Annotated in this window: 14 protein-coding genes; 1 reads left to right on the forward strand and 13 read right to left on the reverse strand. The window is 41.9% G+C overall.

What is annotated here, in order from left to right; translation table 11 throughout:
* Positions 1-45: 45 nt before the first annotated feature.
* From FAY33_RS06590 to spoIIID, 12 genes are all read right to left on the reverse strand, one after another.
* Positions 46-297: a GIY-YIG nuclease family protein gene (locus FAY33_RS06590; protein ID WP_143320006.1), complete on the reverse strand. Its 252-nt coding sequence runs from the start codon at positions 295-297 to the stop codon at positions 46-48.
* 281 nt (positions 298-578) lie between these two features.
* Positions 579-2,150: an SPOCS domain-containing protein gene (locus FAY33_RS06595; protein ID WP_143320008.1), complete on the reverse strand. Its 1,572-nt coding sequence runs from the start codon at positions 2,148-2,150 to the stop codon at positions 579-581.
* A gap of 93 nt (positions 2,151-2,243) precedes the next feature.
* Positions 2,244-2,939, reverse strand: a complete 696-nt coding sequence (gene cysE, locus FAY33_RS06600; protein WP_143320009.1) for a serine O-acetyltransferase — start codon at positions 2,937-2,939, stop codon at positions 2,244-2,246.
* A gap of 131 nt (positions 2,940-3,070) precedes the next feature.
* Positions 3,071-3,502 (reverse strand): protease complex subunit PrcB family protein, encoded by a 432-nt coding sequence (locus FAY33_RS06605; RefSeq protein WP_143320010.1) that lies wholly within the window; start codon positions 3,500-3,502, stop codon positions 3,071-3,073.
* A 65-nt stretch (positions 3,503-3,567) separates the two neighbouring features.
* Complete coding sequence (locus FAY33_RS06610; RefSeq protein WP_143320012.1) at positions 3,568-4,428, reverse strand: AraC family transcriptional regulator; 861 nt, start codon at positions 4,426-4,428, stop codon at positions 3,568-3,570.
* 88 nt (positions 4,429-4,516) lie between these two features.
* The gene (gene aguB / locus FAY33_RS06615) at positions 4,517-5,398 is read right to left on the reverse strand and encodes an N-carbamoylputrescine amidase (protein WP_143320013.1); all 882 of its coding nucleotides are present in this window, start codon (positions 5,396-5,398) and stop codon (positions 4,517-4,519) included.
* Positions 5,395-6,504, reverse strand: coding sequence for an agmatine deiminase (aguA, locus tag FAY33_RS06620; protein WP_143320015.1), 1,110 nt, complete (start codon positions 6,502-6,504; stop codon positions 5,395-5,397). Before aguA ends, aguB begins: the two co-directional genes overlap by 4 nt.
* A gap of 20 nt (positions 6,505-6,524) precedes the next feature.
* Complete coding sequence (gene nspC / locus FAY33_RS06625; RefSeq protein ID WP_143320016.1) at positions 6,525-7,646, reverse strand: carboxynorspermidine decarboxylase; 1,122 nt, start codon at positions 7,644-7,646, stop codon at positions 6,525-6,527.
* A 3-nt stretch (positions 7,647-7,649) separates the two neighbouring features.
* On the reverse strand, positions 7,650-8,924 hold the full coding sequence (locus FAY33_RS06630; RefSeq protein ID WP_143320017.1) for a saccharopine dehydrogenase family protein: 1,275 nt from the start codon (positions 8,922-8,924) through the stop codon (positions 7,650-7,652).
* Positions 8,921-9,778 carry a polyamine aminopropyltransferase gene (gene speE / locus FAY33_RS06635; protein WP_143320018.1) on the reverse strand — a complete coding sequence of 286 codons (858 nt, stop codon included), beginning with the start codon at positions 9,776-9,778 and terminating at the stop codon, positions 8,921-8,923. Before speE ends, FAY33_RS06630 begins: the two co-directional genes overlap by 4 nt.
* 28 nt (positions 9,779-9,806) lie before the next feature.
* Positions 9,807-11,255 carry an aminotransferase class V-fold PLP-dependent enzyme gene (locus FAY33_RS06640; protein ID WP_143320019.1) on the reverse strand — a complete coding sequence of 483 codons (1,449 nt, stop codon included), beginning with the start codon at positions 11,253-11,255 and terminating at the stop codon, positions 9,807-9,809.
* A 522-nt stretch (positions 11,256-11,777) separates the two neighbouring features.
* Positions 11,778-12,053 (reverse strand): sporulation transcriptional regulator SpoIIID, encoded by a 276-nt coding sequence (spoIIID, locus tag FAY33_RS06645; protein WP_097006808.1) that lies wholly within the window; start codon positions 12,051-12,053, stop codon positions 11,778-11,780.
* A 390-nt stretch (positions 12,054-12,443) separates the two neighbouring features.
* On the opposite strand from spoIIID, the gene FAY33_RS06650 reads away from it, so the two are divergent.
* Positions 12,444-13,523: an HD-GYP domain-containing protein gene (locus FAY33_RS06650; protein WP_143320020.1), complete on the forward strand. Its 1,080-nt coding sequence runs from the start codon at positions 12,444-12,446 to the stop codon at positions 13,521-13,523.
* A gap of 116 nt (positions 13,524-13,639) precedes the next feature.
* On the opposite strand, the gene FAY33_RS06655 is transcribed toward FAY33_RS06650, so the two are convergent.
* Positions 13,640-14,107: a low molecular weight protein-tyrosine-phosphatase gene (locus FAY33_RS06655; protein ID WP_143320021.1), complete on the reverse strand. Its 468-nt coding sequence runs from the start codon at positions 14,105-14,107 to the stop codon at positions 13,640-13,642.
* Positions 14,108-14,317: the final 210 nt, after the last annotated feature.

The following is a 14,317-nucleotide window of genomic DNA, read 5'->3' on the forward strand; positions in this document are numbered from 1 at the left end:
AGAAAGACCGCCCCATTCCTGCTGCCTGCTTTGGAAATGTGGCGGTCATTTTATATCAAATCCCAAAACAAGCTCCAGCTTGTCCTTTCTGGAAAGCTTCTTAATGGCCGCTTCTCTTTTCATAGCTTCTTCCCTGGTCTCAAACTCCTCATAATACACCAATGTAACCGGTCTGCGGGCTTTGGTATACTTTGCACCTTTTCCCTCATTATGTGCTTTTAAACGTTTTTCCAGATGGTTTGTCCATCCACAGTAGAGCGTACGATCCGCACACTGTAATAAATAAGTATAGTTCATGTGTTTCTCCGATGTTATATTTCTGACTATGTAAACGGTAATAACGCCTTGCAATCACGTCACTACCGCCCAGGCTAACCTGTCATCTATCTAAAGCACCAGCTGGATGCGTTTTGGCGCCATCGACTGTACAATACCATAGCTGAGCTATAGTATATTATATAACAGGACAAACCAATATGTGAATAGCAATCCTTATATTGCCCCTTTTTCTTAAATAAATACCTAAAAAGACGCAACAAAGCCAGACAGAGCCCAAAACATCTGCCTGGCTTTCCACTTTATGACATTTCTTTTACTAAAAGCAAACGGTCACCTGGTTTTACAGACCGATCGGTCAGACCATTGGTTGACATAATTGTATCAATGGTTGTATGGAACTTTTTCGCAATGTTCCAAAGAGAATCATTGGGCTGAACAATATACCCTACAATTCCAGGAAGTTTCTGCAGACGATTTAAGTCCATAGGGGTATCTGCCGCACTAATAATAATCCGCTCACAGACCGGTTGAAGAGCCAGCAGATCAAGGGAAACTGTCGCCTTAACTTCCACCATGCCGCCGCCCATCATTACTGCATTTAACTGGTCCAGACCAGAATTCAATTGGCAGATGGTATCTGCATCAATTCCTGGAGCCTCAACAAGATAGTGGAAGGGAATATCTTCTACGGAGGACTGAATAGGCTGGGCATCATCAGAGGTCAGATACAGAACCCGCACCTCTAAAACACCTTCTACATGGAGTCCGTCTTCCTTTACTTCCGTATCATCAATCTTAACCGTACCTTCACTATGACAGATCTGAAGAATCCGGTCCGCATTTTCCAGAGTTACTCTTTCCACGATCTTACATTTGCTCATATTCTTGGTGAGAATCTTATCAAAACATACTTCTCCTGTCTGTAAAGAAAGTTCCCGGTTGGTGGAATACAGATCGCTTAACAGTTCCAGATTATCTTCCTTATAAAGCTTCATATCCAGCTCCAGAACCGCATCCATATCCATCTCCCGCATCTCTCCATCGGCATCCGGTTTTGCTTCAATATTTTTGTGAATTAAGTGAACCATTACAGACGGTACCATACTATCTGTAACTTCTGGAACGTCAAGTTCCCCGGAAAATGGAATACTCTCTTCAATCCATTGAATCGGAGCGCCTTCTCCTTCTCCCTGATAGATTGCAAACACTTTCAGTTCTCCGTCAAGAAGCATTTTCCCATCTACTGGTCTTGTTGTAACACCTCTCATCTTCATCTGACTCCATAAAATATGGTCGATGTTGGGTTTATTCCCGGACAGAGTAATGTTCTCTTTAATACGGAATGTATCCTTATGGCGAAGAGCAATGGATGCCACATCTACATTACGACGGAGAATCTCTACCTGAGGACAATCTTTGGTTGCCATTTTTGTGTCCACTTCCACCGCAGCATCGACATCATATGCTGACTCCACTTTAACCTGAAGAGTCACGATTGCCTTCACACTTAATTTTCTGGAATTAATGATTCCTGTGTTTAAGTCTTCAAGATCCCACATAAGCTGGACATAATCCTGCTCTTCCAGACCCGGTACATTAATGGGTTCCTCAAAATTGATGCTTCCGAAGAGAGTCTGAAGTCCTCCGTCTGCGCCTCGATAGAGAATGGTAAAATCAAGTTTTCCCCGGACCACCACCCGTTCGGCCTGGTTCTTCACAGACTCAATGGTAATTTCGCCGGAACTTAAAATAATCTGGTCCACATCATCCATGCTGTCCGGAACAATAAAGTCATCGTCAAGGGTCACCTGAGATGTGGCATTTCCTTTCCAACGATTCATATGTATGTTTTTCTTCAACAGCTCCAACATAAAATAGCACCTGCCTTACCTTCTTTATTCCTTTAAGAAAGTTTATGCAGGTGCATGTTTCAATATACTTTTTTTGTTCTTTTCCTGTATTTTCTATTCTTCTGATCCATCAACGGCTTCTTTTTCCACCAGATGGCCCTTACTTTCTCTTAAATTCTGCACTGCCTTCTGCAATTCTTCGATAATCTGTTCCATCTCCTTAATGCGTGTTTCCATATTGCAGTAATTCTCTATGCCGATCACATCTTCCTTCATCTTCGGAATAGGAACACCGGCAATCTTCACCGGACGGGCAGGAATTCCAACGGCTGTCACGTCGTTATCCAACTGTTTTAAAAGAACTGCATTGGCTGCAATGGTACAATTATCTCCCACTTCAAAAGAACCCAGAATCTTAGCTCCTGCACCAACGGTAACATTACTGCCAAGGGTTGGGTGACGCTTGCCTTTATTCAGTCCCACACCGCCTAATGTAACACCCTGATAGATGGTACAGTTATCTCCTACTACGGCAGTCTCGCCAATTACCACACCGCTTCCGTGGTCAATTAATATCCCATGACCCAGGGTTGCACCGGGATGAATCTCAATCAATGTAAAAAACCTTGCCAACTGCGAAATGAGTCTGGCAATGAAAAACAATTTATGCCGATAAAACCAATGTGCAAAGCGATGCCAGATCAGCGCATGAACTCCCTGATACAAAAGAAGCACTTCTAAAGCATTTCTTGCTGCCGGATCTCTCGCCTTTACCGCCTTGACATCAAGCCATATGTCTTTTAATATCATATAACCTTCCTCTTTTCCTCCTAATGACTCTTGTTTTAGGTAGTATAGCATAGGATGGCATAAGAAAAAAGAGAAATTTAAAAATAGCCGCTCTGCGGGTCAAAAAGCAGAACGGCTGTTTTCTATTTTCCTTACTGGAACACCACTGGCAGCTCCGACATCTCCGTTTTAATAACGATAAACGGATAGGAAGCTTCTGTTCCTGTATTCTCTCCTTTTTCCGGTCCGATCAGTTCCGTTTTCAGAACAATGGAGTTATCTGTTAAATACAAATCATTTACTGCAATGCTGTATCCGCCGGTAGGCTGCTCTCCGTACCCTACCACTATGTAGAGATTCTGATCATCACTGTAGGTTAGTTTAAAAGGCGACTGCTGTTTCTGTGCTATAATCTCTTTCAACTCCTGAGGGATATCCGCCTCCGCCGTTACCTGAGATTCCATATCCCGCACTTTGTCTCCGCTGCCTCCTTTTGATAGACATCCACTTAAAGTAAACACAACTAATCCCAACAGAGCTAATCCGAAGAAAATCAGTCTTTTCCTGCTAAACAGTTTTTTCATGGCACATTCCCCAACTGATTGATTATTACAATCTATATGGGGAATGCAGGGCTTTTATGAAAACTTTACGGTTTTTTTATGACTGGAATCCATATCCGGCTTAGATATTCCTCACAAGTTGGATCTCCATCCGAATACCATTCGATCTGCGGACCATTGGCAAGCTGATACTCCGACTGGGGAAGCCATTCTGTAAAAATCCGTTTCCAGACCTTTTGCTGGCCCTCCGGCAATTTTCCCACACATTCAAAGATTACATAGGTTCCAGCCGGAATCGTAAGTTCAGACATTCCCTCCAGAAGAGGGTGCTTAGAAGCAGTACCAATATAGTAATCAAACATCTTCCCATCCACATCTGCACATACTCCCAGACAACTGAGTTCCCCATCATCGTTTAAATCCATCAGCGTTTCATAGCGTCCGCCCTGAGAGATCTCATCCCACATTTGGGGAATCCGCTTAAAATTTTCTCCATTTTCCATGGAGATCCGTTCTTTGTACCCGATCAGCCGAAAAGCTTTTGCTTCCTTTACATAGTAATTCATTGCTTCTACTCCTTTAATGGTTATTTCAAATGAAATACGGGAGTATGACTTAATTTTCACTCCAGGCTTTTTTACGTCACTGGGATTTATGCCGTGAACTCCATAAAATGCACGGGAAAAGGAAGTAGGTGATTCATAACCAAACAAAAGTGCAACATCAATCACCTTGGCATCCGTGGTCAATAGTTCCATGGCAGCCAAGGTAAGCCGCCTCTTTCTGATATAGTCTGCAACAGATACACCTGCCATATAAGAAAATATCCGTTGAAAATTAAAGCTGGAACACAATGCCTTTTCTGCCGCTTTTTCAACTCTTATCTCTTTCTTTAGATGGTCCTCTATATATTGAACCGCCTCGTTCATCTTACCAAGCCACTCCACACAATCCCTCCCTTCCCTTCATCTGATATCCCAAGTATAGTAGATCAAAAGAATGCCTTCTCAACTTTTCATGCACAAAACTGTAAGTTTATGATTCTCCGGTAATCACTTTATACGTTTCTGGTCTCCGATCCCGGAACAATCCCCAATTTCTCCTGTCTTTAAGCAGATCATCAAAATCATACGATACCGCAATTATTCCCTCTTCCTCTCTTCCCAGAGTTTTTAAAAGAGCACCGGTCTGATCGGTAAGAAACGAGGAACCATAAAATAAAAGAGAAGAACTCTGATCTGCATTTTCTTCACAGGGAGTTACACGTTCCATTCCAATCCGGTTTGCCGCTGCCACAGGTACAATATTTGACGCCGCATGCCCCTGCATACATCTTCTCCAGTGTTCCATACTATCACACTCCAGAATAGGCTCGCTTCCAATGGCAGTAGGATACAATATCACTTCCGCTCCCATAAGGGCCAGAGCTCTTGCTGTCTCTGGAAACCACTGATCCCAGCAGATGCCAATTCCCACTTTACCATAAAATGTATCAAACACCTTAAATCCGGTATCACCAGGAGTAAAATAAAATTTTTCCTGATAAAAATGGTCATCCGGAATATGGGTCTTCCTGTAAACTCCAAGATTCTTCCCATCTGCATCAAGAACTGCTACGGAGTTAAACATGGTGTTGCCGGATCTTTCATAAAAACTGATTGGTAGAACAACAGAAAGTTCCTTTGCAATAGAAGAAAAGTGAATAATGGCTTCATTCTCCTGTGGGATGTCAGCATAATCGTAATATTCATACCGTCTTTCCTGACAAAAATAAGGTCTCTCAAACAATTCTGGCAGTAAAATAATATTTGCTCCCTGTTCTGCTGCCATTCTTACAAACTTCTCTGCTCGTTGAATATTTGTCTTTCTATCTTCGCAGCACTGCATCTGAACGGCTGCAACCGTTACCTTTCTCATGTACGTTCTCCTTCCGGAATCTGCTGGGTAATGCAGTGAATGTTGCCTCCCCCTACAATAATATCTCTCGCATAAACAGGATAAATCTTCCGCTCTGGAAAACACTCTCCCAAGATTTTGACCGCATCCTTATCGTGTTCATCTCCAAATTGAGGAATAATTACCCCTCCGTTGGAAATGTAGAAGTTTACATAACTTGCTGCAAGCCGTTCTCCGGCCTCCCGCCTGTCCTCTCCAGGTTCAAAAGAAAATCCCGAGAGTTCCTCTTCCATGATACAGACCGGTTTTTTCGGAATGGGCAGTTTATGAATGGTAAAATGTCTTCCCTTGGCATCCGTTTCCTGTTGAAGCAGTTGAAGATCCGCAAGAGACATCTCATATTGAGGATCATTCTCATCCTCGGTCCAGGCTAAAATGACTTCACCTGGCCGGACAAAAGCACACACATTATCTACATGTTCATTGGTTTCATCCTGATATATTCCATAAGGAAGCCAGATAATCTTCTCTGCTCCAAGGTAAGTTTTTAACTGCTCCTCAATCTGGGTTTTAGTAAGAGAAGGATTGCGTCCCTGACTTAACAGACACCGTTTTGTCACAAGAATGGTTCCTTCTCCATCTGAATGAATGGAACCACCCTCTAAAACAAAGGGCCTGGCATCATAAACAGAATAGCCAAAGTGATCCAAAACGTTCCCTGCAACAAGATCATCCAACTCCCAATCTTCATAAAGCCCGTCAACCAGACCACCCCAGGCATTAAACTGCCAGTCAATTCCCCTCACCCGCCGTGCTCCGTCCACAACAAAGGTAGGCGCCACATCCCTTGCCCACGCATCATCTGACTCCATTTCAATGATCTCAATACGGGAAGAAAGCATCTGACGGGCAGATTCCATTCCGTCTGCCCCAGTCAGCATAATCACATGTTCACTTTCAGCAATGGACTCTGCAATCTCTGTAAACGCTTTTCTTGCTGCCTTTGCACCAAACGGCCACGATCCGGGGCGTTCCGGCCAGATCATAATACAGCCCCAGTGAGGTTCAAATTCACCCGGCATATAAAATCCATCTGCTCCAGGTGTAGTCATCAGCGGCTTCCTCATTTTTCTCTCTCACCTCTTCCTTAAGACAGTCTGTTTTTAAAATCTTCATAACCAAACTCTTTGATTACCCGGCACTCTCCCGCCCGGTCCATAACCGCAATTGAAGGAAGAGGCATTCCGTTAAACGTATTATTTTTAACCATGGAATAGATCGCCATATCCATAAAATACAGCTTGTCCCCTGGTTTAATCTTCCGGTCAAAAGAATAATCTCCAATCACATCTCCAGCCAGACAGGTGCAGGAAGACAGGCGGTAAGTATAAGGCTTTTCCCCTGGTTTTCCACTGTCTTTTAATGGAGGGCGGTAAGGCATCTCAAGAACATCCGGCATATGACATGACGCAGAAGCGTCAAGGATGAGTGTCTCAATCCCATTCTCCACCACGTCCATCACCTCTGCTACCAGATATCCGGCATCCAGCGCCACAGCCTCCCCCGGCTCCAGATATACATGAAGGTCATACTCAGCCTGCATATGTTTAATACAGGATTCTAAAAGCTCCAGATCATAGCCAGGTCTTGTAATATGGTGCCCGCCTCCCATGTTAAGCCAGGACATCCCCTTTAAATACGTTCCAAACTTCTGCTCAACTGCATCAAGGGTCTTTTTTAAATCACTGGAATCCTGTTCACACAACGTATGGAAATGAAGCCCTGATAAATAAGGCAGCCATTCCTCTTTAAAATTTTCTGCAGTTACTCCAAGCCTGGAACCAGGTGCACAGGGATCATAAATGGCATGATCCTCCTGAGTGGAACATTCCGGGTTAATTCGGATTCCCACTTTAGTCCCTTCCACACAGTCTTTATACTTCTCCAGTTGGGAAAAAGAATTAAACACCACGTGATCGCAGATTTTAACCAGTTCCCTTATATCCTCTTCTTTATAGGCAGGAGCAAAAACATGGTTCTCAAGCCCCATCTCCTCACTCCCAAGTCTTGCCTCATAAAGACCGCTTGCCGTGGTGCCATCCAGATATTTTCCGATCAAAGGATATTGTGCAAAACAGGAAAATGCCTTCTGGGCAAGCAAGATACTGCATCCAGTATGATCTTTCACCTGCTTTAACACCTTTAAATTCTCTTCCAGCTTCCCCTCATCAATCACATAACACGGTGTTTTTAAATCTTCAATCCTCATACTCTATTCCTGTCTCCATACTTCAACTGTCTCCGGATCTTCACAAACCACCCAGGGAAGCCCCCACTTATTTAATGCCTCCATGTATGGATCCGGATCAAATTCTTCCACATTAAATACACCCGGCTTCTTCCACTGGTCAGTAACCACCATCATGGAACCGATCATGGCAGGAACACCTGTGGTATAAGAAACAGCCTGAGACTCAACCTCTTTGTAACATTCCTGATGATCGCAAACATTGTAAATATAGATGCTCTTCTCTTTCCCGTCTTTTATCCCCGTAAAGATACATCCAATGTTGGTTTTACCCACGGTTCTGGGTCCCAAAGAAGCCGGATCAGGCAGAAGAGTCTTTAAAAACTGAATCGGTACAATCTCCTGTCCATTAAATGTTACCGGAGAGGTAGAGAGCATTCCCACATTTTCCAGACATTTCATATGGGTTAAATAACTTTGTCCAAACGTCATAAAGAACCGGATTCTCTTTACACCAGGAATATTCTTTGCCAGAGATTCAATCTCCTCGTGATGAAGCAGATACATATCCTTCTCCCCCACCTGGGCAAAGTTATATTTAGATTTAAACTCCATGGGCTTTGTCTCCACCCAATGTCCATTCTCCCAATAAGAACCATTGGCAGACACTTCCCTTAAGTTAATCTCAGGATTAAAGTTGGTTGCAAAAGGATAACCGTGATCCCCTCCATTACAGTCTAAGATATCAATGGTATGGATTTCATCAAAGTAATGTTTTAAAGCATATGCAGAAAATACACTGGTAACGCCGGGATCAAATCCTGTTCCAAGCAGTGCCGTCAGTCCTGCCTGCTCAAACCGCTCTTTATAATTCCACTGCCAGGAATAATCAAAGTAAGCGGTAAAACCAAGTTCCTTACAGCGTTTTTCATAAATAGCCTGCCACTGGGGATCATCGGTATTCTCAGGTTCATAGTTAGCTGTATCAATATAATGAACACCAGCCTTTAAACACGCATCCATAATGGATAAATCCTGATAAGGAAGCGCCACATTCAGCACAGCGTCCGGCTTATAAGAACGAATCAGTGCAACCAGCTCCTCCACATTGTCCGCATCTACTTTGGCTGTTTCAATCCTGGTCTGTGTCTTTCCTTCCAGCTTATTCTTTAACGCATCACACTTTTCCTTTGTTCTGCTGGCAATACATAGATCTGTAAATACCTCACTGTTCTGACAACATTTCTGAATTGCTACGGAAGCAACTCCACCACATCCGATTACTAATAATCTGCTCATTCTTTTTCCTCCTCTTCCAATAAATCTTCTACATATTTGGGAAGCATAAATGCCCCCATATGAAGATTGGTCGTATAGTACCAGGTTTCTATTTTTAATTTTTTCCAGATATCCGGTTTAAAATCATTAATTGGGTGATACTTCTTTGAAGCAAAGCCAAAAAGCCAATATCCCGATGGACATGTTGGAATATGAGCCTGATAAACTCTGCTGATGGGGAAAGAACGGTATACTTTCCGGTGCATACTCCGGCATGCCATCTCATCTTCATCATAAAACGGACTCCCATGCTGATACACCATAATTCCATCACTCTTTAATGCTTTGTAACAGCTTCCATAAAACTCCTTAGTAAAAAGTCCTTCCGTATGACCAAAAGGGTCCGTAGAATCATTGATAATCAGATCATACTGTTCTTTTTTATTTCTAAGAAAGCGAAGTCCATCATCATAATAAACTTTAACCCTGGGATCAGCAAGTCCGCATGCCACTTCGGGGAAAATATCCCTGCACACATCTACAAACAATTTATCCGTTTCCACCACGTCAATGGATTCAATGGACGGATACTGCAGAAGTTCCTTTGCAACGCCTCCATCTCCACCACCAATAATCAGCACATTTTTTACACAAGGGTGCACTGCCATAGGGACATGAGTTACCATTTCATCATAAATAAACTCATCCTTTTCCGAGAAAACAATATCTCCATCCAATGCTACAAATTTCCCAAACTCCTGGGATTCAAACACATCAATTCTCTGATATTCACTTTCACCAGAAAAAAGCTGCTTGTCAATTCTTACGGAAAGCTTGACATTTGAAGTGTGCAATTCAGAAAACCAGATCTCCATCTCTCCCACTCTCCTTTCTTTCTCAAAATTATTTTAGTACCATCAGATGTTCCACCGCCGGATCTTCTGTACCCTGCATGGAGCATCCCTTTTCTTTTGCATAAACAATATATTCTACAATTTCCTCTGTAATCATTTCCCCAGGTGCCAGGATCGGGATTCCCGGAGGATAACACATAATAAATTCTCCGCTGATTCTCCCTGCTGAATCCTCCACAGGAACGGATACTTTCTCAGAATAAAATGCTTTCTGAGGTGATATTACAACCTTAGGTGCTATGTATTCACCGGAAAGCATACCCGAACGGTCCTTTTTATAAAGTCTCTCTATATCAGCTAAAGCACCTACCAGTCGTTCAATATCCTGAATCCTGTCACCAATGGAAATATAGGCAAGAATATTACTGATATCTCCAAATTCAATCTGAATGTCATATTCATCCCGAAGAAGATCATATACCTCAATCCCGGCAAGCCCGATTCCCAGGGTATAAACAGAAAGCTTCGTTACATCATAATCAAAGATACTGGTTCCATTGATTAAATCTCTTCCATACGCATAATATCCGCCGATAGAATTAATCTCTCCTCTGGCATATTCCGCCATCTCCACAACCTTTGCAAAGGATTCCTCTCCCCGAAGAGCAAGATTTCTCCTTGAAATATCAAGGCTTGAGAGCAAAAGATATGAGGCGCTTGTGCTCTGGGTTAAGTTAATAATCTGACGGACGTAATCTCCATTGACTCCGTGATTTAAAAGAAGCATGGAACTCTGGGTCAGGCTTCCTCCGGATTTGTGCATGGAAATAGCCGCCATATCTGCTCCTGCCTCCATTGCTGAAACAGGCAGATTCTTTCCAAAATAAAGATGGGTCCCGTGAGCTTCATCTGCAAGAACTTTCATCCCATGGGCATGAGCCACTTTTACAATGGATCTTATATCTGAACAAATTCCATAATAAGTGGGGTTGTTAACAAAAACTGCAACTGCATCTGGATTCTCCTTAATCGCCTTTTCCACCTGATTAATCTCCATCCCCAGGGAAATTCCTAACATACTATTCACTTCGGGGTTTACATAAACAGGAGTGGCTCCACACAACACCAGTGCATTAATCGCACTTTTGTGGATATTTCTCGGCAATATAATCTTATCTCCTGCCTTGCACACAGACAAAATCATACTCTGCACTGCAGAAGTGGTTCCACCTACCATTAAAAAAGCATTGGCTGCTCCAAAAGCTTCTGCCGCTAACTCCTCTGCATCCCGAATTACAGATACAGGATGGCATAAATTATCTAGTGGCTTCATGGAATTCACATCAAGTGCAACACACTTTTCTCCCAAAAGCTGGGCTAATTCAGGATTTCCTCTCCCTCTTTTATGTCCAGGCACATCAAAGGGAACCACTCTCTTTTTCCGAAATGTCTCAAGCGCTTCATAAATTGGCGCTCTCTTCTGATCTTCATTGTTCATACGGCAGTCTTCTCTCCTTCGTCACATTCTTTAGCAGTGCCCTATCAGGCGCTTTACCATACAAAAAAGACAGGTGACAATACATCACCTGCCTGAAAATTTCATGAATGATAATGGAATTGGGCATAAAACCCTCCAATTCTCCACGACAATTAACGTTTTCGAGTCTACATAGCAAATATGTTGTCCCTGCTATTATTGATCGTTTCACAAGTGATGTGCAATTGCACTGATTATAAAGTAATCAACTTATAAAATTTGAGCTTCTAACTCAATCAATAATGTGGTTTCCCACGCTCGGCAGCCGACCCGCCTGTCCGTCTGGGCTTAACTCCATAATGAAACGAAGTGGTCAATATTTGCATGAAAACGATAATGTCTCTTCATACTGGGATAAAGAATAACATAATTAACAGATCAATGTCAACTATTTTTTCAAAAATTTAATTATTAAATTTTGAACAGCCGCTGTCTGAAACGTCTACCATTCTTCAGACAGCGGCTGTTCCTCCACCAATATATTTATGAATCTTTTTTACTGCACATCTGTAAACGATGCTGGTATTTCTCTTTGGTGGCAAGGCCGCCCCTGATATGGCGCTCGGATTTGTTAATGTCCAGGATCACCCTGGCCCGGGCTGCCAGGGACGGATTGATGTGCTCTAAGCGGTCTGTTACATCCTTATGTACCGTAGATTTGGAAATGCCAAATTTTTTCGCTGTCTGCCTCACGGTTGCATGATAGTCTATGATGTAGTTGGCAATCGCAACCGCGCGTTCCTCAATATATTCCTTCAAGAAAATCCCCCTGCTAGGACGTTTTTACATACTTATGCAGGTTTGGTTACAAGTATGAATGGGTTGTTATCTATTTCTCAAATCCATTATATCTTTTTCTCTCCTACCAATTTTTCATATGATACCCCCCATGTCTCTTCAAACCTTTTTTGTACGCTTCTTTCGTACATCTGCCCTTATTTTAATTCCAGCCATACCTTATTTATGTTTAAATGTTGTTTTAAGATTTGACTTAATCCATCTAACTTCTCTACCAAAATCCCATTGACGGGATGGTGAAATCAATCTATAATTTAATGGAACAACGGTTAAATTTTTCTATTAAATGATTAAAATAAGTACGGAATACATAAAGAAGAGACTGCCATTTAGTCTGTTGAGGTGAAAGAATTGATATATCTCCCTATTGAGAAATTGACAAAAGGTATGGTATTAGCCAGAAACATCCCGGGGACAAATCCAATACTTCCATTTGCCGTAGCCGGCTATCAATTAAGCGAGCCCATGATTAAACGTCTGAAAATAATCGGAGTACAGGGAGCTTATATTTATACAGAACTTACAGAGGGAATTGAACCTGCAGATTTTGTAGAACCAGAATTAAAAGCCAAGATGCTGACAAGTATTCGCAAAACCTATGACCAGAACTTAAAAAAGGTAACCATGCAGTCCAATCTGGAAGCATATCATAACCTTTCCACCATTGCCAAATCAGTTGTCATGAATATCCTGAATATGGACGAATACCTTTTTCAGATGATTGATATCAGAGATTACGACAATTATACCTACTCTCATAGCCTCTATGTAGGAATTTTAAGCGTACTATTAGGTCGTTTTCTGGGACTTTCACTCCCCCAATTAAATGATCTTGCAATATGTGGTCTTCTCCATGATATTGGAAAAACAGATATTTCCCTGGATATAACCAACAAATCTGGTCCATTAAATGAAGAAGAATCTCAAATTATGAGACAGCACCCCACTTTTTCTTTCGAAAAATTAAATAAATGCCATATATTCAGTCAGACCATCCTTCAATCAATTCAGACCCACCACGAAAAATTTGATGGCAGCGGATACCCATTTGGTCTTATCGGTACTAATATTCCCCTCTATGCGCGAATTCTTTCTATTGCGGACGTATACGATGCTTTGAGCTCCAACCGCCCCTACCGAAACGCATGGTCTCCAAGGAAAATATTTGACTATCTGACCAGTTGCTCTGCCTCTCACTTTGATCCAGACCTCTTGACTGCCTTTTTACACTGCGTATCAGCTTATCCTGTAGGAACAGTTGTCCATCTCAGTGACGGAAGCACTGCTGTAATAAAAAAGAATTCTCCAGGCTTCACCCTGCGCCCTGTTATCCGTTTCATCACTCCTCCAACAAAAGCCGGTAAAGACATAGATTTGTCACAAGAAGCTCTTAATCTCACCATCATTGATGAAAATGGCATTGACATATAACAAAAGGACTTCTCCAGTTCATATGGAATAGTCCTTTGCTATTTTTTCATATCTGATTTACCATCTTTTTTTCTTCATGCCTGACTTCATATATATCTTTATCTCAATTTATGTCTTTATCTCAATCTTTTCTTTATATCAACTAGCAATGCCCTACAACCTTCCACTACATCCGCATATGTAGTATCAAAATCTCCAGTATACCATGGATCTGCAATATCTCTTGGTTTCAAAGAAAAGTCCAGAAGACGTTTCACCTTGCCCTTGGGATCACCGCCTAAAATATCCATTGCATAACGAATATTGTGATGCTCCATAACTAACAAATAATCATATTTTTCATAATCCTCTTTTTTAAGCTGAACTGCATATTTCCCTTCACAGGAAATACCTGCGTCTTTTAATATCTTCTTCGTTCCCCTATGTACCGGATTGCCAATCTCCTCCGTACTTGTTGCAACAGAGGCAACAAAAACCTTTTCATCCAGTCCTTTTTTTTGAAGCATATCCTTTAATACAAATTCAGCCATTGGTGATCTGCATATATTACCGTGGCAGATCATAAGAACACGAATCGTTTCCATACCAGTTATCACCTCTTTTCCTTCTTTTTTCTTCTCAATCTTCCTATTTAATTCTATTTATTTAAAACAAAAAAACGCAAACTCATTTCTGAATTTACGTTAAACCATTTATATACAATAAACCTGCATATACCCTCAAAACCACACATTGTTATATATCTTCTTCATCCGTTCTTCCTCTTTATCAAAATACTAAGCTCGGTAATACCT

The sequence above is a fragment of the Clostridium sp. HBUAS56010 genome, assembly GCF_007115105.1.
Classification (GTDB): Bacteria; Bacillota; Clostridia; order Lachnospirales; family Lachnospiraceae; genus Lacrimispora.

What these genes read in the sequence shown, in the direction of transcription:
- FAY33_RS06590 (WP_143320006.1), bottom strand. Translation starts at nt 297, where the DNA reads ATGAACTATACTTATTTATTACAGTGTGCGGATCGTACGCTCTACTGT.
- FAY33_RS06595 (WP_143320008.1), bottom strand. Translation starts at nt 2,150, where the DNA reads ATGTTGGAGCTGTTGAAGAAAAACATACATATGAATCGTTGGAAAGGA.
- cysE (WP_143320009.1), bottom strand. Translation starts at nt 2,939, where the DNA reads ATGATATTAAAAGACATATGGCTTGATGTCAAGGCGGTAAAGGCGAGA.
- FAY33_RS06605 (WP_143320010.1), bottom strand. Translation starts at nt 3,502, where the DNA reads ATGAAAAAACTGTTTAGCAGGAAAAGACTGATTTTCTTCGGATTAGCT.
- aguB (WP_143320013.1), bottom strand. Translation starts at nt 5,398, where the DNA reads ATGAGAAAGGTAACGGTTGCAGCCGTTCAGATGCAGTGCTGCGAAGAT.
- aguA (WP_143320015.1), bottom strand. Translation starts at nt 6,504, where the DNA reads ATGAGGAAGCCGCTGATGACTACACCTGGAGCAGATGGATTTTATATG.
- nspC (WP_143320016.1), bottom strand. Translation starts at nt 7,646, where the DNA reads ATGAGGATTGAAGATTTAAAAACACCGTGTTATGTGATTGATGAGGGG.
- FAY33_RS06630 (WP_143320017.1), bottom strand. Translation starts at nt 8,924, where the DNA reads ATGAGCAGATTATTAGTAATCGGATGTGGTGGAGTTGCTTCCGTAGCA.
- speE (WP_143320018.1), bottom strand. Translation starts at nt 9,778, where the DNA reads ATGGAGATCTGGTTTTCTGAATTGCACACTTCAAATGTCAAGCTTTCC.
- FAY33_RS06640 (WP_143320019.1), bottom strand. Translation starts at nt 11,255, where the DNA reads ATGAACAATGAAGATCAGAAGAGAGCGCCAATTTATGAAGCGCTTGAG.
- FAY33_RS06655 (WP_143320021.1), bottom strand. Translation starts at nt 14,107, where the DNA reads ATGGAAACGATTCGTGTTCTTATGATCTGCCACGGTAATATATGCAGA.